Raw genomic sequence first — 18,054 nt, 5'->3', positions numbered from 1 at the left:
GTGGGAACGATCAATGCACCACGGTCTGAAGCTGAATCAACCCGGCGTCAAACACTCCGGTGCATTGAGCTTCGGATCATTCACCAGGTTGGCCAGCACCCGCTCGCGCAAAGGCGCCGGCTCGCTGGCTAATAAAGCCTGCAAGGTGTGCAGTGGCGTTTCGGGGTTCAGCCAGGCTTCCTGGCCCGCGGCATCGAGAATCAGCGGGCGGCGCTGACTCGAAGCGGCCTGAGTGACCACCGCAGTGCTCAACCAGACCTGCTCCTGCACCGGATAAGCCTCCCAGATAGCCGCGAAGTACAGTGCCGAGCCCTCCCCCGGTGTCAGCCAGTACGGGCGCTTGCGGCTGGTCCCGCGCCACTCGTAGAAACCATTGGCCGGCAACAGGCAGCGGCGTAAACGAAACGCTTCGCGAAACATCGGCTGCTCGGCCAGGGTTTCGGCTCGAGCATGGGCCGGAGTACGCGACATATCGGTTAACCACGGCGGTGTCAGGCCCCAACGGGCGCGGGCCAGATCACGCTGACCGTCGGTCGCACGCAGGATCAGCACCGAATCGTTGGGCGAAATATTCCATTGCGCCTGCTGATCCGCAGGGAATCCTGGCAAGGCCGCGAAAGCGGGGTTCCAGCGAAACAGGGCATAACGTCCACACATGGGGCAACACGACTCCAGGACAAAACAAACGTCAGCCTAACAGACCAGAACGCCAGGGAAGCTTTCCGGCTCATCGCCCGACAGCGGCTGTGCGGCATTGTACGCGGCGATCAGTTCTCGTGCGTATTGCGCCTGATCGTTATCCACCGACAACCCCAGCAGACCGAACACCGGCAGCTCACCGGCACCGCCCAGCAGATCCCGCCCCACCAGATGGGATTCCACGCCTTCGCTGGCCAGCATGCCCTGAAGCAACTCGCCCTCCATCAGGTTTTCCGGTTCGTAGACTCGCTGCATACAGGCTCACCCTTCACTCGTTCTCAGTGTGAACGTCGAGCATCCATTCCTGACCGTCGGTTTGCAGCGTGAAAACAATCGGCCGGCAGCACACCGGACAATCCTCAATGTACTGCTGATCGCCCCCGGAAAGATCGAGAACCGCCTCAACCGTTTCACCGCAATAAGGGCAGTCGTAGTGCGCAGTTTCCAGCATCGCGGTCTCCAAGTGACTTGTGCGTATAATCGCCGGTCTATTTGCAGGGCCATTTTTGTTAGAGCTTGATTTTCAAACCGTGCCCCGCCAGTTTCGATCAATTCCTTTACTTACCCTAGCCGTTTCCAACAAGAGAGCATGATGGGCGAATTCGATACCATCCGACCTTACGACGACAGCGAAGTCCCAGCGGTGCTGGCACGACTGCTCGGTGACAAGGCGCTTCTAGATATCCTCACCCACTTTCGCTTCCCGCGCTTTGCCGGCTTGCTCGGCTGGTTGCTCAAACCACTTATAGCTCATCAGCTGCGCCGTGAGTTCGCCGGGATCACTTCGGTGGCCACCTTGCAGGACAAGGTCGAGTTTTATGTCGACCACACGATCGAGCGTGCGACCGACGGTGTGACCTACACTGGCGTCGAGCAGTTCAAGTCCGGCAGTGCTTACCTGTTCCTGGCCAACCACCGGGACATCGTCATGGACCCGGCTTTCGTCAACTACGCGATCTACCACGCCGGCCTGCCGACACCGCGCATCGCCATTGGCGATAACCTGCTGCAAAAGCCCTTTGTCAGCGACCTGATGCGCCTGAACAAGAGTTTTATCGTGCACCGTTCGATCAACGGCCGACGCGAGAAGATGGCCGCCTACCAGCTACTTTCGGCCTACATCAACCATTCGATCCTCAACGATTGCCAATCGATCTGGATCGCCCAGGCCGAAGGCCGCGCCAAGGACGGGGATGACCGCACCGAGTCGGCGATCCTCAAAATGTTTCACATGAGCCGCAAGGACGAGCCGTTCGCCGAGGTCATCCGTTCGCTGAACCTGACCCCTGTGTCGATCAGCTACGAATACGACCCGTGCGACCAGGCCAAGGCCCGCGAACTGTACATCCGCACCACCACTGGTTCTTACAGCAAGGTGCCGGGCGAGGACGATGCCAGCATCGCCAAAGGTATCACCGGCTACAAAGGTCGCGTGCATGTGAATTTTGCCGCACCGATCACCGAGCTCTTCGAAGACACCAAGCAACTGGCGATCGAAATGGACCGGCAGATTCTCGGCGGCTATCGCTTGTTCCCGGTTCACTACCTCGCTTATGCGCAATGGAGCGACGCCGACCCGCAATTGCAGGTGCCGGCCGCAGCCGATGTGTTCCCGGCCGAGGAGTTGGCCGTGGCCCAGGAGGAATGGCAACGCCGCCTGGACGCCTGCCCGGCGGAGCACCGTCCGTTTCTGGTGCTGCAATACGCAACGCCGGTACGCAATCAGTATCGGGTCAAGGCGGGTTTGCTGCTGTAAGGCTTTTGCTGAATACGACAACGGCGCCCTCGGGCGCCGTTGTTTTTTCTGGAGCGGGCGGCCACGTAGCAGTTGCCGCCAGGCTACGTTCGACTGCGCAGCAGTCGCAATATGGCAAAGCGCGCCTGATCAGGAAGAATGAGTTTGCTGGTTTCACGACTGCTGCGCAGCCGAACGTAGCCTTCGGCAACTGCTACAGGGTTCAGCCGGCCCTTAGATCCGGGTGCTGACCCACGATACCAGCAGCGCCAACGCCAGGCAGGCGAAGCCGAAGCGGTAGAAAAAACGGTTCATGCGCAAGGTTGCAACGTCTGGCAGCAACACCGGTTGGTCGAGCCTGCGGTTCTGGCTTTGCGCTTCCAGACTGGCCAGCGTGCGCTGTTCACGGCGACGGGTCGCATGCAGCAGCCAGGCGCCTGGGCAGGCAAACAGCAGGGCAAGGACATTGATCAGTTTGGCGGGGTGGGCATTGAACATGGACCAAATCAGTTGCAGCGACATCATGAACCTCGAGTAAAACATGCCTTAGGGGCCGTCGAACAAGCACCCGCGGCGCGGATTCTACCGGAAGCCCTGACACATGCCCGCCCTTTTCCGACAAATAACAAACCATTGCCTGATTAACTTATGTCGTCACAGGTTCGTCATCTAAACAAGCCAGTCTGTTGCCCCTCGATACCGACACGGAGCTTGTCATGCTGCACGCAGAAAACCAGGATCGCCTTTATTTGATCTCCCCCAGCGATGAGCAACAAGCGCTGGTCGGCAGCCTGGCCTTCAACGTCCAGGACCGCCATTGGCTGGTGTATTGCGCCCTGGGCGGCCATCAGCATGCCGACCTGCCGGAAACCGACCTGCTGACCGGCGTGAGCATTCTCGACTTTTATGTCGAAGCAGCCTGAATTCATACAGCCATGAAAAAGCCCGGTTTCAGTGATGAAACCGGGCTTTTTCGTAGCGGGCATATCGCCTGGATGAGCTTTACTGGCTCAGCATCTGGCCGACGGTCGGGTCCTTGAACACTCGAGTCAGGGCATCGCTCAGGACGTCACTGACCAGCTTGGTGTTGGTTTCCTGGTTCGGAGCCATACCGAAACGCTGGTCCAGAGATGAACCATAACGGCCGCTGTAGCGACGGTTGGCGTTCGACACATCAGAGCGGAAGATCGCACCGATAGTCGCTTCGGTTACATACATGCCTTCTTTAGGCGACTGATACTTGAGTTCGGTCAGGGTCACGGTCAACTGCGGAGCATTCAGGGCGTTCGGGTTCGGGGTGAACCCCAGCAGACGCACGGCGGCTTCGGCCTGGGCTTGCAGTTTAGGCACGATGTCGGCGCTGGCAACGGTGATGGCGCTGGTTTCAGGGTACAGACCGCCGCGTGTCCCCAGGGTTTGCGACGCACGACCGTCAACCACTTTCACCACCACCGGCTGCCCCTGACCCACAGGTGCGAGCTGGGTCGTGAGTTTCGGTTGCGGGCTGAGTTGTTGCGGGCTGTTGGCGCAGCCAACCAGCGTCAAACTGGTCACAGTGATCAAACCGAACAACAGGCGTTGCAACATGCTCATCTCTCCAGAATCAGGCACACACAGACCCGCAGTATAGCGGTGGGCACGCGTAGCAAACCAGCGACCCTGAACACTTGCTGAAGAGATCTGCAAAGTTATGCCTGGCGGCCCCCCCCGTAACATCAACGTCATGCAAGACTGGCAAGCTTCAAAGCAGTAAGACATCAGGTACGTTGCCAAGCAATTCCTTTGGTCACTGTTCACCCCAAGACGCCAATACCGCTATTTCGCTCTGCTCGACTGCGATGGGTGCTGCCAGACTTTCAAGCACTGCAGCCTGCCGCCAATGGGTGATGATTGGGTTGAAATCGAAGAAATTCGCCTCAACTGGCTGCATCAACCACTACCCGCCAGCGCCTGTATCAGCCCGCGCACTCCTCGCTCACGGCTACAACAGGTGTTGACCACCTGACCGAACGGCTAATAAAAGTCATTTAACAGGACCATTTCTCCACGTTTCTTCGCTACAATCTCCCCCCGATTATAAGGACGTCTCCTGATCGGGCCTCGCAGCATCGCTAATGCACTTGCATTAGCTCCCCGCACCGCCCACAGAGAGCCGCCCACACAGATCGAGTGAAGCTGGCGGCGCTTGCTGTTTACCCTGCAATCCACCACTTTTCGCGAATCTGCCAGAGCTGCCATTGCGCTCGGTCACTGAGTTGTTTGCCCGTTTTGCCTGTCATGTATTGCATGTCGGCATTTACTCCTCGGGCTCGGTGCCAGGCTGAGGCAGCCCTTTTTTGAGGTTCACGTCTTCAAAAGAGCGTGAAAAAACGGGTTTTCACAACTTCACAAGAGTGTGGCGAGCAAATGAAAAGCTTTGCGTCTGAAAATGCACTATTAGCGTCTACAACAGCCCAACCACACAGGACCGAGCACTCCTCTAGAACTGGAGACTGAAGCCTGTCCGCTACGGATTTGGTTGCACAAACGGACGCCTTGACCATAAGTCGAATTGCCTCCGGCGCACTGAAGTGAGTTCATATGAACCTCAGGCCCGGTTGGTAGCGTCCGTCGAAGTTGCGAAAAATTGCGAAGATTCGGACATGGCGATCCTGGCCATGGGTGACCTGGGGCTCAATTTGAAGCATGCCCCGTAACTCCTGGCAGCTATGCCGTCAATTTGGTGCTGCAGATTTTGGAGACGCGTTAATGGCGCATAACGAAGCAGTCGACGTAGTATTGGTTGGGGCGGGCATCATGAGTGCCACCCTCGCCGTACTGCTCAAAGAACTCGACCCCGCGATCAAGCTGGAAGTCGTCGAGTTGATGGATTCGGGTGCAGCGGAGAGTTCCAACCCGTGGAACAACGCCGGTACCGGCCACGCCGGGCTGTGTGAGCTGAACTACACGCCTCAGGCCGCCGACGGCACCGTCGATGTCAAAAAAGCCGTGCATATCAACACCCAGTTCGAGGTGTCGAAGCAATTTTGGTCTTATCTGACCAGTAAAAGCACGTTCGGCTCGTCAAAAACCTTCATCAGCCCGGTGCCGCACCTGAGCTTCGTGCAGGGTGACAGTGGCGTTTCGTTCCTGAAAAAACGCTTCGAAAAGATGCACAAGCATCACGCTTTCGCGGACATGGAATACACCGAAGACAAGGCGAAAATGGCTGAGTGGATGCCATTGATGATGCCTGGTCGTCCGGCTGACGAAGTCGTTGCCGCAACCCGCGTGATGAACGGCACCGACGTCAACTTCGGCGCCCTGACCAACCAATTGCTCAAGCACCTGACCAGCGCAGCCGATGCCCAGGTCAAGTACTGCAAGCGTGTCACCGGCCTCAAGCGTAACAACGGCGGCTGGACCGTCAGCATCAAGGACGTGAATACTGGCAACTCCCGTGATGTCGACGCCAAATTCGTCTTCCTCGGTGCTGGCGGCGCGGCATTGCCGTTGTTGCAGGCTTCGGGCATCGAAGAAAGCAAAGGTTTCGGCGGTTTCCCGATCAGTGGCCAATGGCTGCGTTGCGACAACCCGGAAGTGGTCAAACATCACCAGGCCAAGGTCTACAGCCAGGCAGCGGTAGGTTCGCCACCGATGTCCGTGCCGCACCTGGATACCCGCGTAGTGGATGGCAATAAGTCCCTGCTGTTCGGACCTTACGCCGGGTTCACCACCAAGTTCCTCAAGCACGGTTCGTTCATGGACCTGCCGATGTCGGTTCGCGTCGGCAACATCGGCCCGATGCTGGCTGTGGCCAAAAGCAACATGGACCTGACCAGGTATCTGGTCAGCGAAGTGATGCAGTCGATGGAACAACGTCTGGATTCGCTGCGTCGCTTCTACCCCGAAGCCAAGGCTGAAGACTGGCGCCTGGAAGTGGCCGGTCAGCGCGTGCAGATCATCAAGAAAGACCCGAAGAAAGGCGGCGTTCTGCAGTTCGGTACCGAACTGGTCGCAGCCAAGGACGGCTCACTGGCCGCTCTGCTCGGTGCCTCACCTGGTGCGTCGGTCACCGTTTCGATCATGCTTGAGCTGATCGAACGTTGCTTCCCGAGCAAGACCAAAGGCGAATGGGCAGCCAAGCTCAAGGAAATCTTCCCGGCCCGTGAAAAGGTACTGGAAACCGACGCTGCGCTGTATCGCAAGATCAACGCGCAGAACAACCTCAGCCTGGAACTGGTTGAACAAAGCAGCGAGACCGAAAGCTACGCTTAAAGTCTTCGCCCACAAAAAACGCCCCGCTCTTCTTCAAGAACGGGGCGTTTTTTTGTCACCGGCAATACCGAAGTGTCGAGCCGCCTGCTTCGCGAGCAAGCCTGGCTCCTACACGCGAGCTTTCTGGATCAGTTCGATGTAGTCGGCGGCGTTACGCTGATCCTGGATCAGCGCGACGAAATCCTTGCCGTGCTCGTCTTTGCCATCCAGATCAAAACCGGCTTCGATGAAGAACACCAGGAAGCGCTCGAAATCGTCGATACGCAGGCCACGGTAGGCCTTGATCAGTTTGTGCAAGGACGGTGAAGTCGCGTCGACCGGTTCAAAATCGAGGAACAATTTGATCTGCGCATCGCCGATCTCGTCACCAATCACCTGTTTCTTATCTTTACGCATTGCCGACTCCAGCTCGCGGACTTTTCACGGGGCGGGCAGTTTACCCCTCGCCAGCCCTCGCGCTCAACGCGCGCGTACGGCCCCGGTGTGCAAGTCAGCCCAGACATGCCCGTTGGCATAGCTCAGGAACTGGCAATAGACCGTGTCGTTGCGCAGCAGATCGAGCACTGCGCGGTATTGGACCAGCGGGTAATACAGGGTAAGGGTCTTGGTCTTGTCGTCGAATACCGGCTTTTTCAGGCTTTTGCTTTCGCCATCGAAATTGACCAGAACCTGATTGATAGCCGCGCCCTTGTTCAGCGGTTTGCCCTTCAAGCGGATCAATAACGGTGACGTCACCGGAATCGGCTGCTGACTGGACTGGCGCTGACTGCCGACCACCACCGAGTAATCGGTAACTTGCAGCAGTTGCTGTTGCTCAGGCTGAGCGTCACGCAGGGTCAGATCGTCTGGCGGCAGGAACTGCGCGTGCATCGGCGCACTCAACACCTGAGCAGCTGCCAGTGGCAGGCCAAGTAGCAGCACACAAGTGACCACCTTGCGAATCAAAAGGCTCATATAAGGTTCCGAACACGGGGCCAGACACTCTACACGAGGCCTGATCACACCCGCCACCGACCTGGATCAATACGCTGACTTGACGATCCGCGCATACACTGCAAGCAACCGACTGGCGGTGAAGCCCATTTCTCGCGGAGCACCTATGGCGTTCTCCTTTCCACCGTTATTTGCAGCCTGGCGCCAAACCTGGCGCGCAAATTACTCCTTCAAAGCCCTGCGCGGAGACCTCAGCGCAGGGGTGACGGTAGGTATCATCGCCATTCCGCTGGCCATGGCGTTAGCGATTGCCGTCGGCGTGGCACCTCAGCAAGGTTTGTATACGGTGCTTGTTGCGGCGCCGCTGATTGCGCTGACCGGTGGTTCCCGCTTCAACGTTTGCGGCCCGACAGCGGCTTTCGTGGTGATACTGCTGCCCATCACCCAACAATACGGGCTTGGCGGCTTGTTGCTTTGCACAATGCTAGCCGGCGTAATTCTGATCACCCTCGGCCTTATTCGCGCCGGACACCTGATTCAGTACATCCCCTATCCGGTCACACTGGGGTTCACCGCAGGGATCGGTATTGTCATTGCCACATTGCAATTGAAAGACTTTCTGGGGCTTAGCCTCTCCAGCCACCCGCAACACTACGTAGAACAGCTTGGTGCGCTGCTTGCGGCATTACCCAGCGCGCACCTTGGAGACGGGCTGACTGGCGTCACTTGCCTGGCCATTCTGATTGCCTGGCCACGGGTAGTCCCAAAGATCCCCGGGCATCTGGTTGCCCTGGCCGTCGGCGCATTGCTGGGCGTGTTGCTGGAAAAAAATGGCCTGCCAGTGGCCACCCTTGGCGAACGCTTCAGTTATCTGATCGACGGCGTCAACCATGCTGGCATTCCGCCGTTCCTGCCAGATTTTGACTGGCCCTGGAACTTGCCTGGGGCCGATGGCCAGTCGCTGCCGCTGTCCTATGATTTGATCCGCCAACTGATGGCCCCGGCGTTTGCCATCGCCATGCTCGGTGCAATTGAGTCGTTGCTCTGCGCCGTTGTGGCAGATGGTATGACCGGCAGTAAACACGACCCCAATGCCGAACTGCTTGGCCAGGGCCTGGGCAATTTGATTGCACCGCTGTTCGGCGGTATTACCGCCACCGCCGCTATTGCCCGTACGGCGACCAATGTGCGCGCCGGAGCCTTTTCACCCCTTGCCGCCATCATTCACAGCGGCGTTGTATTGGCCGCGATTCTGGTGTTCGCGCCCTTGTTCAGTTATCTGCCGATGGCAGCATTGGCGGCACTGTTGATGATGGTAGCGTGGAACATGAGCGAAGCCAGGCACGTCATTCATACGCTGCGCATCGCACCGCGCAGCGACGTGCTGGTACTGCTGACTTGCCTGAGCCTGACGGTAATGTTCGATATGGTGCTGGCCGTGGCTGTTGGCCTGCTGCTGGCGGCAGGGCTGTTCATCAAGCGCATGAGCGAGCTGACCGATACCGCCGAACTTCCCCGAGACTTCCATCAGGCACTGCTCAACTTGCCCGAGCACGTTCGCTGCTATGCAATACGTGGCCCGCTGTTCTTTGGCGCCGCCGAAAAGGCCTTCAGCGTACTGCGCAAATTCAGCCCGGAAGTCAAAGTCGTGATCGTCGAAATGAGCGCTGTCCCCATGCTGGACATGACCGCACTGTCAGTCTTCGACACTATTCTCAAGGATTACCGCGCCGATGGCATCGGCCTGATTCTGGTGGCAACCCACCCACGTGTCCGTCTGAAGCTGCGCCGTGCCGGGATTCACCGAGAGCAACGTCAGTTGGTCTATGTGCAAACCCTTGAACAAGCCAGGCGTAAAAGCGAGCAATGGCTGGCGCAGGATGCACTGATTCGCTGAGTCGAGCCCTGCGGTGTTCGTATACAATATTCGTCCACGCCTGCCGGGACTCACTCAATTGCCTTTACCGAGCTTCAATGCGCCCAACCTTGGCATTGCGCCTTCCGCCTCGGAAGTCATCGCCAAACACTTACGTGAAGCGATCATCGGCGGGCACTTCGCCGAAGACGAGCCGATCCGGCAGGACGATATCGCGCGCCTGTTCAACGTCAGCAAAATTCCCGTGCGCGAAGCGCTCAAACGCCTTGAGGCTGAAGGCCTGGTGCAGTTCCAGCGCAACAAGGGTGCGGTGGTGACGAAGATTTCCGAGCCTGAGCTGGCGCAGATCTTTGAAGTCCGGGTGCTGCTGGAGGTCCAGGCTATTCGCCTGGCCGTACCGAACATGACCGAAGCCACTTTCGCCCGCGCCGAAAGCATCTGTGCCGAGTTCATCGATGAAAATAACATCGGTCGCTGGGCCGAATTGAACTGGGCCTTGCATGCCTGTTTGTACGAACCCGCGCAACGACCCTTTCTGATCAACCTGATTCGTTCGATTCACGACAAGGTCGAGCGCTACCTGCGTATGCAGATGAGTCTCTCCGAAGGCAAGGAGCGCGCCGACCATGAGCACCGCGACATTCTCGCGGCCTGCCGTGCCGGCGACGCCGACAAGGCTGCCGAACTGATCGAACAACACATCATCGGCGTCTGCCGCACGCTCTATGAACATCTGCCGAATGCACCTGCGCGGACCTGACTCACTGTGCTGATTTCGTCATCCTCACCGAGTAAATCCCTCAAGCCGCAAGCCGCCTCAAAGGCCAGTCTTGCACAGACATTTCCTGTGCAAGGTGGCGCCTCTCGTGAAACGCATCCATGTCCTCGACTCCCACACCGGCGGTGAACCGACCCGCCTGGTGATCGCCGGTTTCCCGGAACTCGGCAACGGCTCCATGGCCGAACGCAAACAACGCCTGGCTGAGCGATACGATGACTGGCGCGCTGCTACGGTACTGGAGCCGCGTGGCAGTGACGTGCTGGTCGGCGCCCTGCTCTGCGAGCCCCAGGACCCGAGCGCCTGCGCCGGGGTGATCTTTTTCAACAACAGCGGTTACCTCGGCATGTGTGGCCACGGCACCATCGGCCTGGTGGCGTCACTGGCGTATCTCAAACGCATTGAGCCCGGAATGCACCGGATCGAAACCCCGGTCGGCACGGTCGAGGCGACCTTGCACGAGGACCGCTCGGTCAGCGTGCGCAATGTTCCGGCCTACCGTTATCGCAAAGCCGTGAAGCTGAGCCTGCCGGGCTATGGCGCGGTCAGTGGTGACATCGCCTGGGGCGGCAACTGGTTCTTCCTGATCGCCGAGCATGGCCAACGCATCGCCAGTGACAATCTCGACGCCCTCACCGCCTACAGTCGGGCGGTCCGCGAGGCCCTGGAAAACCAGGGTATTCGGGGTGAGGACGGGGGCGAGATCGATCATATCGAGCTGTTCGCCGACGACCCGCAGGCCGATAGCCGCAACTTTGTCCTTTGCCCCGGCAAAGCCTACGACCGCTCACCCTGCGGCACCGGTACCAGCGCCAAACTGGCCTGCCTGGCGGCGGACGGCAAGTTACAGCCGGGCGAAGTCTGGCGCCAGGCCAGCGTCATCGGCAGCCAGTTCGAAGCCAGCTATGAGCGACTCGATGAGCAGCGCATCATCCCGACCATTCGCGGCCGCGCCCACATGAGCGGTGAGAACCACTTGTTGCTGGAAGAGGACGATCCGTTCGCCTGGGGCATTCGTCCATGAATGCCGACGTCATCGTCATCGGCGCCGGTATTGTCGGCAGCGCCTGTGCCCATGAACTGGCACAACGCGGCCTCGACGTGCTGGTGCTCGACAGCCAGCGCGGCGGCGCCACGGCGGTCGGCATGGGCCATCTGGTGGCGATGGATGACAATCCGGCGGAGCTGGCCCTGAGCCGCTACTCCATTGACCTGTGGCGCCAATGGGCGCCGCGGCTGGACGACGGTTGCGCCTACAGCAATTGCGGCACCCTGTGGCTGGCGGCCAATGAGCAGGAGTTGGCCGCCGCCGAGATCAAGCATCAGACCCTCAGCGCTCAAGGTATCGCCTGCCGGATGCTCGATAGCCGAGCGCTGTACAACGCCGAGCCGATGTTGCGCCCGGGCTTGAGTGGCGCGCTGAAAGTCAGCGGTGACAGCATTCTTTACGCACCCAATGCGGCGCAATGGTTGCTGACACAAGGAGCAAAACGCCTCACACGTCGCACGGCAGAAGTCGCCGAGGTCTGTGGCAATCAGCTGCGCTTGACCACCGGCGAACGCCTGCGCGCCGAAGCCGTGGTACTGGCCAACGGGATTCAGGCCACCGACCTCTGCCCGGAACTGCCGATCCGCCCCAAGAAGGGCCACCTACTGATCACTGACCGTTATCCCGGCAAGATCCACCATCAACTGGTGGAACTGGGATATGTCACCAGTGCCCACGCCAGCGAGGGCACTTCGGTTGCGTTCAACGCTCAACCGCGGCCCACCGGACAGATTTTCCTCGGCTCCTCCCGTCAGTTCGATACCACCGATCTGCAGGTCGAAGGCGCTGTGCTGGCGCGTATGTTGCGCCGTGCCCTCGACTATCTGCCGGAGCTGGGCGGGATGAACGCCATCCGCAGCTGGACCGGCCTGCGCGCAGCGACGCCCGATGGCCTGCCCTTGCTCGGCGAACACCCGCAACAGCCGGGCTTGTGGCTGGCGGTCGGCCATGAAGGTCTGGGCGTCACCACCGCCCCCGGCAGCGCGCACGTGCTGGCGGCGCAGTTGTGCAAAAGCGTCGCGGCTATCGACCCGGCACCGTATCTGCCGGGGCGGTTCTTATCCACAGCACAAGGGCTACGCGCATGATTGAACCCCTCATGATTGAACTAAGGCTCGACGGCCGGGCGGTTACGGTCGACGTAGGCAGCACTGTCGCTGCCGCGCTTTATCTCGGTGGCGATGGCAACAGTCGGACGTCGGTCAGCGGCCAACGCCGCGCGCCGTTTTGCGGGATGGGTGTATGCCAGGAGTGTCGGGTGATGATCGACGGCCAGCGCCGCCTCGCCTGCCAGACAGTGTGCCGCAACGGTATGTGCGTGGAGACCCGGGCATGAAGGTTGATCTGCTGATCATCGGCGCCGGACCGGCCGGCATGGCTGCTGCGTTAGCGGCCGCCCCCAGTGGCGCACACATTGTCATCATCGACGACAACCCGGCACCCGGCGGGCAGATTTGGCGCGATGGGCTGAAAGCGCAATTACCGGTCAATGCACGGCGCCATCGCCAGGCACTGGCCGCAGCGAGCAATGTGCAGGTGTTCAACTCGACACGAGTGGTAGCGCTTGCCGGCCCTAAGCAACTGTTGCTGGAAGGCCCCGAACACGGCTGGCGAATTCATTACCGGAAACTGATTCTCTGCACCGGCGCCCGCGAATTGTTGCTGCCGTTTCCCGGCTGGACCTTGCCCGGTGTCACCGGGGCCGGTGGCCTGCAAGCCTTGATCAAGGGCGGGATGCCGGTGGCAGGCGAACGTCTGGTGATTGGCGGCAGCGGTCCGCTGTTACTGGCCAGCGCCGCCACCGCAAAAAAAGCCGGCGCCCGGGTGCTGCAGATCACCGAGCAAGCGCCATTGCGCGCCGTCGCCGGGTTCGCCCGGCATCTGCCGAAGTGGCCAGGCAAACTGCTGCAAGCCGCTCGGCTGTTTGATCGCCATTACCATTGCGCAAGCCATGTGCTGGCCGCCCTTGGCGACGAACACGTTGAAGCCGTCAGGCTGAAACGTAATGGTCGGGTGCTGGAAATCCCTTGCGAACGATTGGCCTGCGGCTTCGGCCTGATCCCCAACACCCAGCTCGCTCAAGCGCTGGGATGTGACTTGAAGAACCAGGCCATTGCCGTTGACGCCACCCAGACCACCAGCCTGATCGATCACTTTGCCGCCGGTGAATGCACCGGGTTCGGCGGCAGTGAACTGGCGTTGGTGGAAGGTACCATCGCCGGTTTGAACGCAATCGGCGAAACCCGAAAAGCCAGCGCCCTTTGGCCTCAGCGTCAACGCTGGCAGTCTTTTGCCGATCAATTGAACAGTGCCTTCGCCTTGAGCGATGAGCTCAAGCACCTGACCGAACCCGACACCCTGATTTGTCGTTGTGAAGACGTAGCGTTTTCCACCCTCAAGGATTGCACGGGCTGGAACCAGGCCAAACTCCAAAGCCGTTGCGGCATGGGCGCCTGCCAGGGACGGATCTGCGGTGCGGCAACGAGTTTTCTGTTCGACTGGCCGACACCTGCGCCACGTCCGCCATTTTCTCCGACGCGGATCGACACTTTGCTGCAACTCGCCGACAGCACCGAGCTTCCCAAGCCGGATCCGCTCGCCGTAGAGTAAGGCCCTCCATCACCAGGGCCGCTGCTTGATGACGTTCCCCCTGTCGTTGCCCTCCCCGCGAGATCTGCCCGAGTTACTGGGCAGTCTGCAATTGATCGCGCCCCTGCTCGACGCCATGCCCGGCGTGGTGTTCTTCATCAAGGATACCGCCGCGCGCTACATGCTGATCAATCAAACCCTGGCCCAGCGCTGCGGTGTCAGGGATGGCCGCGAGTTGCTCGGCAAGACGGCCGAGCAGGTATTCCCCTCACGCTTTGGCCCGCATTACACCGAACAGGATCGCCGGGTGCTGAACGACGGTAGCCCACTCAGTGATCAGCTTGAACTGCATCTATACCCCGGCCGCGAGCCCGGTTGGTGCCTGACCCACAAGCTGGCGCTGCACAATGCCCAAGGCACCATCATCGGTATGGCGGGGATTTCCTATGACCTGCTGGCGCCACAGTCCAATCATCCGGCCTATCAAAAACTCGCCGCCGTCGACGGGCATATCCGCGAGCACTACGCGCAAAATATCGCGCTGAGCGATCTGACCGCCCTCACCGGGTTTTCCGTGGCGCAACTGGAGCGGCACTGCAAACGCATCTTCCAGTTGACGCCCCGGCAGATGATCCACAAGGCCCGGCTGGGCGCCGCCTCACAGTTACTGTCGGGCGACCTGCCGATCACCGAGATTGCTCTGCGATGCGGTTACACCGACCACAGCGCTTTCAGCCGTCAGTTCAAGGCACTCACCGGCCTTTCCCCGACCCAATACCGCGACAGCCATCGTTGACTGTTACCCGTTACGAAGCACCCCGATCAAACCTGCTCCCTTTTGTGACATGAGTAGCCGCATCACCCAGTCCACTCACCGATTGCCTGACCGGGCCCGGTAATCCCTTTCTTTCTCTCTTGCCGTCTGTTTCGGGCTTTGTAGCCAAACCGGGATTCAGTCCCGGGTTTTCGCTGTGTTTTTGGCACACGCAGTGCATATCAAATATCGTATACGAAATTCTAAATACCAATTTGATAAGAACTGCCCACTGCTCGACACCATCCGACAACGAGGCCCCTTATGAAAAACCCTGCATCCGCCGTCCTCTTCACCGCCGTTCTGAGCACTGCGTTCATTGGCCTGGCCCAGGCCGACAAACTCGATGACATCATTGAGTCCGGCAGCCTGCGCTGCGCCGTCACGCTCGACTTCCCACCCATGGGCTTTCGCGATGAGAAGAACACTCCGGCCGGGTTCGACGTCGACTACTGCAATGACTTGGCAAAAACCCTCGGGGTTAAAGCCGAGATCGTCGAAACGCCTTTCCCTGACCGCATTCCAGCGCTGGTTTCGGGCCGCGCCGATGTGATCGTGGCATCGACCTCCGACACCCTGGAGCGCGCCAAAACCGTAGGCATGACCATTCCCTACTTCGCCTTCCAGATGGTGGTGCTGACCCGCACCGATGCCGGGATCAAAACCTACGACGACCTCAAGGGCCGCTCGGTCGGCGGCCCGGCCGGTACGTTCGAAGCGATCTCACTGGAAAACGACGTGAAGAAATGGGCCAACGGCAAAGGCGCCTTCCATGCCTATCAATCGTTGGCTGATGCCGTACTTGCCTTGAGCCAGGGGCAGATTGATGCCACCACCGTGACCTCCACCGTCGCCTCATCACTGATCAAGTCCGGCAAGTACAAAAGCCTCAGCGTCGCGGGCACCGCACCCTATGACATCGACTACGTGTCCCTGGGCGCCAAGCGCAGCGAGTACGGTCTGCTCAACTACCTCAACCTGTTTGTGAACCATCAAGTGCGCTCCGGTCGCTATCAGGCGTTGTTCGCCCAGTGGGTCGGCGGGACCGCGCCGGAGCTGACGGCGAATGGGGTGTATCGCTAAGCACCGAATACCTGTGGGATTGGGTTTGTCCTCGTGTAGGAGCGAGCTTGCTCGCGATGGACTCATGGGCGGCGCGTCGATTCAGAGAATACGCGTCATCGTTAACGCCCATCGCGAGCAAGCTCGCTCCTACATAGGGACCTCATTTCTTTAACTGACAACGCCCAAACCAGTTGAAACCCAAGGAACTCCTTTGATGTTCGACTACACCTTCCATTGGCGTGCGGCCTTTCAGGCGCTGCCGGACATGCTCGACGGCGCCCGGATCACCCTGGAAATCGCCGTGCTGTCGATGCTCGGCGGCACCCTGATCGCGATGTTTCTCGCCCTCGGCCAGCAGTCCCACCGACGTCTGTTTCGGGCGATTGCCGCCAGCTGGGTATCCGTAGCGCGCAATACCCCGGCGCTGTTCCAGGTCTACGTCCTGTATTTCGGCCTCGGTGCCTTTGGCATTCATATGGGCTCGTGGCTGGCGCTGCTGATCGGTATCACCTTCAACAACGCCGGCTACCTGGCGGAAACCTTTCGCGGTGGCCTCAACGCGGTGCCCGACACCCAACTGCGCTCTGCTCGCTCGCTGGGCATGAGTGCACCGCAAGCCTATCGCCTGGTGGTACTGCCGCAGCTGTTGCGCGTGGTGTTTTACCCGCTGACCAATCAAATGGTCTGGGCGCTGCTGATGACCTCGCTCGGGGTGGTGGTCGGTCTGACCAGCGACCTCACCGGGGTCACCCAGGCGTTGAACGTGAAGACGTTCCGCACGTTCGAGTTCTTCGCCATCGCCGCCGTTCTCTACTTCGTCCTGGCCAAACTGGTGGTGCTGATCGCCCGCCTGCTGGCCTGGCGTTTGTTCCGGTACTGAGGAGCCCACCATGTACACATCGAGTTTGACCTGGGGCGATGTTCAGTACCTGCTGCAAGGTGCTGGCACCACCCTGCTGCTGACCTTCTGGGCAATGTTTATCGGCACACTGCTGGGGGTTGTTTGCGGCTTGTTTCGTGCTCTGTTACCACGTCTGAGCCTGCCGCTGGCGTGGGTGCTGGATGTGTTTCGCAGCGTGCCGTTGCTGATCCAGTTCGTTCTGCTCAACTCGTTCAAGTCCATCATCGGCCTGAACTGGAGCGCCTTCAGCGTAGCCTGCGTAATCCTCGGCACCTACGCCACCGCCTACTGCGCGGAGATCGTCCGTGGCGGCGTGCTTTCGGTGCCGTCGACCACCCGCCGTGCCGCGCGCTCGCTGGGCATGAGCCACACCCAGGACTTGCTGCACATCGTCCTGCCGATGGCGACCCGAGTGGCGTTTCCCGGCTGGATCAACCTCACCCTGGCGGTCATGAAAGACACCTCGCTGGTGCTCTGGATCGGCATCGTCGAACTGTTGCGTGCCTCGCAAACCATTGTCACCCGGCTACAGGAGCCGCTGTTCGTGCTTGCCCTGGCCGGCCTTATCTACTACGTCATGAGCCTGGTGATCGCCCGTCTGGGTGCGCGGCTCGAACAGAGGTGGCAGGAAAATGATTGAGATCGAGAACGTCCATAAGTCCTTTGGCAATCTGGCAGTGGTCAAGGGTGTTGACCTGACGGTGAACAAAGGCGAAGTAGTGTCGATCATCGGCGGCTCGGGATCGGGTAAATCGACCCTGCTGATGTGCATCAACGGCCTGGAAGCGATTCAGGGTGGACAGATCCGCGTCGACGGCACACCGGTGCATGCCACCGGGACCGACCTGAACAAATTGCGCCAGAAGATCGGCATCGTCTTCCAGCAATGGAACGCCTTCCCGCACCTGACGGTAATGGAAAACGTCATGCTCGCACCGCGCAAAGTCCTCGGTAAAAGCCGTCAGGAAGCCGAAGAGATCGCCGTGCGCCAGCTCACCCACGTCGGGCTCGGCGACAAGCTCAAGGTCTTCCCGAGCAAGCTCTCCGGCGGCCAGCAACAACGCATGGCGATTGCCCGGGCGCTGGCCATGTCGCCGGACTACATGCTCTTCGACGAAGCCACCTCGGCCCTCGACCCGCAACTGGTGGGCGAGGTGCTGGACACCATGCGCCTGCTGGCCGAGGAAGGCATGACCATGGTGCTGGTGACCCACGAGATTCGCTTCGCCCGGGACGTCTCGGACCGCGTGGCATTTTTCCGCAACGGCAAGATCCATGAGATCGGCCCGCCAGACCAGGTGATCGGCCAGCCGCAACGGCCGGAAACCGCCGACTTTCTCAAATCGGTCGTGTAACCCA

The 18,054-nt window shown here is 59.9% G+C and carries 22 protein-coding genes; 15 read left to right on the top strand and 7 right to left on the bottom strand.

The genetic code is table 11. From position 1 onward, the window contains the following. Window positions 1–36 precede the first annotated feature (36 nt). The 3 genes from AC07W5_RS24045 to AC07W5_RS24035 are packed head-to-tail and all read right to left on the bottom strand — an operon-like array spanning window position 37 to window position 1,150. The gene (locus tag AC07W5_RS24045; RefSeq protein ID WP_495011186.1) at window positions 37–657 is read right to left on the bottom strand and encodes an SOS response-associated peptidase; all 621 of its coding nucleotides are present in this window, start codon (window positions 655–657) and stop codon (window positions 37–39) included. A 36-nt stretch (window positions 658–693) separates the two neighbouring features. Further along, window positions 694–954 carry a putative signal transducing protein gene (locus tag AC07W5_RS24040; protein WP_494991819.1) on the bottom strand — a complete coding sequence of 87 codons (261 nt, stop codon included), beginning with the start codon at window positions 952–954 and terminating at the stop codon, window positions 694–696. Between the two features lie 13 nt (window positions 955–967). Further along, window positions 968–1,150: a CPXCG motif-containing cysteine-rich protein gene (locus AC07W5_RS24035; protein ID WP_489072338.1), complete on the bottom strand. Its 183-nt coding sequence runs from the start codon at window positions 1,148–1,150 to the stop codon at window positions 968–970. A gap of 138 nt (window positions 1,151–1,288) precedes the next feature. Between AC07W5_RS24035 and AC07W5_RS24030 the strand changes: the two genes are divergently transcribed. After that, window positions 1,289–2,455, top strand: coding sequence for a 1-acyl-sn-glycerol-3-phosphate acyltransferase (locus AC07W5_RS24030; protein WP_494991818.1), 1,167 nt, complete (start codon window positions 1,289–1,291; stop codon window positions 2,453–2,455). A 213-nt stretch (window positions 2,456–2,668) separates the two neighbouring features. Here AC07W5_RS24030 and AC07W5_RS24025 read toward each other — a convergent pair whose 3' ends face one another. Further along, window positions 2,669–2,956 (bottom strand): hypothetical protein, encoded by a 288-nt coding sequence (locus AC07W5_RS24025; RefSeq protein WP_494991817.1) that lies wholly within the window; start codon window positions 2,954–2,956, stop codon window positions 2,669–2,671. A gap of 194 nt (window positions 2,957–3,150) precedes the next feature. Between AC07W5_RS24025 and AC07W5_RS24020 the strand changes: the two genes are divergently transcribed. Further along, a complete protein-coding gene (locus AC07W5_RS24020; protein ID WP_494991816.1) occupies window positions 3,151–3,357 on the top strand; it encodes a hypothetical protein in 207 nt (68 codons plus the stop codon). 79 nt (window positions 3,358–3,436) lie between these two features. Here the strand turns inward: AC07W5_RS24020 and AC07W5_RS24015 are convergent, their stop codons facing one another. Then, on the bottom strand, window positions 3,437–4,021 hold the full coding sequence (locus AC07W5_RS24015; RefSeq protein WP_495024458.1) for a YajG family lipoprotein: 585 nt from the start codon (window positions 4,019–4,021) through the stop codon (window positions 3,437–3,439). Between the two features lie 169 nt (window positions 4,022–4,190). Here AC07W5_RS24015 and AC07W5_RS24010 point away from each other — a divergent pair, with 169 nt between their 5' ends. After that, window positions 4,191–4,439 carry a hypothetical protein gene (locus AC07W5_RS24010; RefSeq protein WP_495011228.1) on the top strand — a complete coding sequence of 83 codons (249 nt, stop codon included), beginning with the start codon at window positions 4,191–4,193 and terminating at the stop codon, window positions 4,437–4,439. 743 nt (window positions 4,440–5,182) lie between these two features. Continuing rightward, a complete protein-coding gene (gene mqo / locus AC07W5_RS24005) occupies window positions 5,183–6,691 on the top strand; it encodes a malate dehydrogenase (quinone) (RefSeq protein ID WP_495011187.1) in 1,509 nt (502 codons plus the stop codon). Between the two features lie 108 nt (window positions 6,692–6,799). On the opposite strand, the gene AC07W5_RS24000 is transcribed toward mqo, so the two are convergent. Next, complete coding sequence (locus tag AC07W5_RS24000; RefSeq protein WP_494991813.1) at window positions 6,800–7,087, bottom strand: PA4642 family protein; 288 nt, start codon at window positions 7,085–7,087, stop codon at window positions 6,800–6,802. A gap of 63 nt (window positions 7,088–7,150) precedes the next feature. Continuing rightward, entirely contained in the window at window positions 7,151–7,645 is a 495-nt protein-coding gene (locus AC07W5_RS23995) for a hypothetical protein (RefSeq protein ID WP_495011188.1), read from the bottom strand. 145 nt (window positions 7,646–7,790) lie between these two features. Between AC07W5_RS23995 and dauA the strand changes: the two genes are divergently transcribed. From dauA to AC07W5_RS23940, 11 genes are all read left to right on the top strand, one after another. After that, entirely contained in the window at window positions 7,791–9,521 is a 1,731-nt protein-coding gene (gene dauA, locus AC07W5_RS23990; RefSeq protein WP_495011189.1) for a C4-dicarboxylic acid transporter DauA, read from the top strand. Window positions 9,522–9,579: 58 nt separating this feature from the next. Then, window positions 9,580–10,260 carry a GntR family transcriptional regulator gene (locus AC07W5_RS23985; RefSeq protein ID WP_494992136.1) on the top strand — a complete coding sequence of 227 codons (681 nt, stop codon included), beginning with the start codon at window positions 9,580–9,582 and terminating at the stop codon, window positions 10,258–10,260. Window positions 10,261–10,366: 106 nt separating this feature from the next. Continuing rightward, a complete protein-coding gene (locus tag AC07W5_RS23980; protein WP_495024457.1) occupies window positions 10,367–11,302 on the top strand; it encodes a 4-hydroxyproline epimerase in 936 nt (311 codons plus the stop codon). Continuing rightward, window positions 11,299–12,414 (top strand): NAD(P)/FAD-dependent oxidoreductase, encoded by a 1,116-nt coding sequence (locus AC07W5_RS23975; protein WP_495011191.1) that lies wholly within the window; start codon window positions 11,299–11,301, stop codon window positions 12,412–12,414. The genes AC07W5_RS23980 and AC07W5_RS23975 overlap by 4 nt, the downstream gene beginning before the upstream one ends. Window positions 12,415–12,425: 11 nt before the next feature. After that, window positions 12,426–12,662, top strand: coding sequence for a (2Fe-2S)-binding protein (locus AC07W5_RS23970; protein WP_495011229.1), 237 nt, complete (start codon window positions 12,426–12,428; stop codon window positions 12,660–12,662). Then, entirely contained in the window at window positions 12,659–13,936 is a 1,278-nt protein-coding gene (locus AC07W5_RS23965; RefSeq protein WP_495011192.1) for an FAD-dependent oxidoreductase, read from the top strand. The genes AC07W5_RS23970 and AC07W5_RS23965 overlap by 4 nt, the downstream gene beginning before the upstream one ends. Window positions 13,937–13,964: 28 nt before the next feature. Beyond that, a complete protein-coding gene (locus AC07W5_RS23960) occupies window positions 13,965–14,711 on the top strand; it encodes a helix-turn-helix domain-containing protein (RefSeq protein WP_495024456.1) in 747 nt (248 codons plus the stop codon). Between the two features lie 282 nt (window positions 14,712–14,993). After that, complete coding sequence (locus AC07W5_RS23955) at window positions 14,994–15,812, top strand: ABC transporter substrate-binding protein (RefSeq protein ID WP_495024455.1); 819 nt, start codon at window positions 14,994–14,996, stop codon at window positions 15,810–15,812. 196 nt (window positions 15,813–16,008) lie between these two features. Then, window positions 16,009–16,674: an amino acid ABC transporter permease gene (locus tag AC07W5_RS23950; RefSeq protein ID WP_494991805.1), complete on the top strand. Its 666-nt coding sequence runs from the start codon at window positions 16,009–16,011 to the stop codon at window positions 16,672–16,674. Between the two features lie 10 nt (window positions 16,675–16,684). Beyond that, entirely contained in the window at window positions 16,685–17,335 is a 651-nt protein-coding gene (locus tag AC07W5_RS23945) for an amino acid ABC transporter permease (protein ID WP_494991804.1), read from the top strand. Then, on the top strand, window positions 17,328–18,050 hold the full coding sequence (locus tag AC07W5_RS23940; protein ID WP_494991803.1) for an amino acid ABC transporter ATP-binding protein: 723 nt from the start codon (window positions 17,328–17,330) through the stop codon (window positions 18,048–18,050). Before AC07W5_RS23945 ends, AC07W5_RS23940 begins: the two co-directional genes overlap by 8 nt. The last annotated feature ends 4 nt before the right edge of the window (window positions 18,051–18,054 follow it).

The sequence above is a fragment of the Pseudomonas sp. GW821-FHT01E05 genome, from assembly GCF_059422425.1.
This window is presented reverse-complemented; position numbering and strand designations above follow the sequence as displayed.

Bases quoted from the DNA above. Each gene is read 5' to 3' on its own strand.
- AC07W5_RS24045 (WP_495011186.1), bottom strand. From the start codon at position 657: ATGTGTGGACGTTATGCCCTGTTTCGCTGGAACCCCGCTTTCGCGGCC.
- AC07W5_RS24040 (WP_494991819.1), bottom strand. From the start codon at position 954: ATGCAGCGAGTCTACGAACCGGAAAACCTGATGGAGGGCGAGTTGCTT.
- AC07W5_RS24035 (WP_489072338.1), bottom strand. From the start codon at position 1,150: ATGCTGGAAACTGCGCACTACGACTGCCCTTATTGCGGTGAAACGGTT.
- AC07W5_RS24030 (WP_494991818.1), top strand. From the start codon at position 1,289: ATGATGGGCGAATTCGATACCATCCGACCTTACGACGACAGCGAAGTC.
- AC07W5_RS24025 (WP_494991817.1), bottom strand. From the start codon at position 2,956: ATGTCGCTGCAACTGATTTGGTCCATGTTCAATGCCCACCCCGCCAAA.
- AC07W5_RS24020 (WP_494991816.1), top strand. From the start codon at position 3,151: ATGCTGCACGCAGAAAACCAGGATCGCCTTTATTTGATCTCCCCCAGC.
- AC07W5_RS24015 (WP_495024458.1), bottom strand. From the start codon at position 4,021: ATGTTGCAACGCCTGTTGTTCGGTTTGATCACTGTGACCAGTTTGACG.
- mqo (WP_495011187.1), top strand. From the start codon at position 5,183: ATGGCGCATAACGAAGCAGTCGACGTAGTATTGGTTGGGGCGGGCATC.
- AC07W5_RS24000 (WP_494991813.1), bottom strand. From the start codon at position 7,087: ATGCGTAAAGATAAGAAACAGGTGATTGGTGACGAGATCGGCGATGCG.
- AC07W5_RS23995 (WP_495011188.1), bottom strand. From the start codon at position 7,645: ATGAGCCTTTTGATTCGCAAGGTGGTCACTTGTGTGCTGCTACTTGGC.
- dauA (WP_495011189.1), top strand. From the start codon at position 7,791: ATGGCGTTCTCCTTTCCACCGTTATTTGCAGCCTGGCGCCAAACCTGG.
- AC07W5_RS23975 (WP_495011191.1), top strand. From the start codon at position 11,299: ATGAATGCCGACGTCATCGTCATCGGCGCCGGTATTGTCGGCAGCGCC.
- AC07W5_RS23970 (WP_495011229.1), top strand. From the start codon at position 12,426: ATGATTGAACTAAGGCTCGACGGCCGGGCGGTTACGGTCGACGTAGGC.
- AC07W5_RS23965 (WP_495011192.1), top strand. From the start codon at position 12,659: ATGAAGGTTGATCTGCTGATCATCGGCGCCGGACCGGCCGGCATGGCT.
- AC07W5_RS23960 (WP_495024456.1), top strand. From the start codon at position 13,965: ATGACGTTCCCCCTGTCGTTGCCCTCCCCGCGAGATCTGCCCGAGTTA.
- AC07W5_RS23955 (WP_495024455.1), top strand. From the start codon at position 14,994: ATGAAAAACCCTGCATCCGCCGTCCTCTTCACCGCCGTTCTGAGCACT.
- AC07W5_RS23950 (WP_494991805.1), top strand. From the start codon at position 16,009: ATGTTCGACTACACCTTCCATTGGCGTGCGGCCTTTCAGGCGCTGCCG.
- AC07W5_RS23945 (WP_494991804.1), top strand. From the start codon at position 16,685: ATGTACACATCGAGTTTGACCTGGGGCGATGTTCAGTACCTGCTGCAA.
- AC07W5_RS23940 (WP_494991803.1), top strand. From the start codon at position 17,328: ATGATTGAGATCGAGAACGTCCATAAGTCCTTTGGCAATCTGGCAGTG.